At 49.7% G+C, this 1,305-nt stretch carries 1 protein-coding gene; it reads left to right on the top strand.

Annotated features, from left to right (window positions below; translation table 11 throughout):
- Positions 1-116: 116 nt before the first annotated feature.
- On the top strand, positions 117-1,305 hold a 1,189-nt coding region (gene porV / locus JX312_RS13720; protein WP_204458480.1), incomplete at its 3' end, for a type IX secretion system outer membrane channel protein PorV.

Genomic DNA, 1,305 nt, shown 5'->3' with positions numbered 1-1,305 from the left:
GGATTGTATCGTGTGAGAGTACGTGAAACAGGAAAGTCATCTCTTTCGCTATATTCAGAATGGCAGAACTTCGCTGTCTTGCAATAAAAGAGTTAAAAATCAGTTTAAGAAATAGAATGAAATACAGAATATTGACAGCCATGACATGCATGCTGCTGGCTTCGGCGGCTGCTTCGGCACAAAACGACATAAAAGACAACGAGTTCAACCCGGTCAACACCGGTGTGACCACACTCTCCATCGCCCCTGATGCAAGAGGAAGCTCGATGGGTAATCTTGGTGTGGCAACAGACCCCGACATGAACTCACAGTTCTGGAATCCGTCAAAATATGCATTCGGATATTCAAACGGAGGTCTTTCACTTTCATACACCCCCTGGCTTCGCAAGATAGTCAATGACATATTTCTTGCAAACCTCGCGGGATACTGGAAACCGGGCAGCGGCGACAATCAGGCGTTCAGTGCCTCATTGCGGTATTTCTCACTCGGAGAGGTGACTACAAGCGGATATGACGGAGAAGGAAACGCGCAGACCATCAACCCGTATGAATTTGCCATCGATCTCGGCTATTCCCGCAAGCTGTCGGAAAAGTTCTCGATGGGAGTGGTGCTAAGATATATTCTGTCGGATCTTTCATACAATGACACCCAGACAGGAGAGTCCAACACTGCTGCATCCGCATTCTCTGTGGATCTGTCGGGCTATTACACCACTTACCCGATGATCGGCAGAAACGAATGCCAGTTCTCATGGGGTTTTGACATCTCCAATATCGGTACGAAAGTCAGCTACGACCATGGCGCATCAAACGCGTTCCTCCCCACCAATCTTCGACTCGGAGCAAACTTCATGTTCCCGCTCGCCGATTACAACACCCTTGCATTCGGTCTTGATCTCAACAAGCTGCTTGTTCCCACCAAACCGCGTCAGAAAGATTTCGACACATCCACTGCCGAAGGACAGCAGGAATATGAAGACGCGCTCGACAGATGGGAAAGCATGTCACCCATAACAGGCATATTCAAGAGTTTCACAGATGCACCGGGCGGCATGAAAGAGGAGCTTCAGGAAATCGGTGTCAGCTTCGGCGCCGAATACGCATACAACCAGCAGTTCTTCGTGCGTGCCGGATACAATTACGAACATGCCAACAAAGGAGGCAGAAGCTATTTCGCGTTCGGAGCCGGCTTTTCTCTCAACGTGGTTCAGCTCGATGCATCCTACATGCTTGCCACAGCACAGAGCAGTCCGCTTGACCAGACCCTACGGTTCACTCTTACATTTGACATGGACGGTCTCCGAG

It is taken from the genome of Barnesiella sp. CU968 (assembly GCF_905219685.1).
Lineage (GTDB): Bacteria > Bacteroidota > Bacteroidia > Bacteroidales > Muribaculaceae > Lepagella > Lepagella muris_A.
Note: the sequence above shows the minus strand (reverse complement) of the source record. Positions and strands in the feature narration are given on the sequence as shown.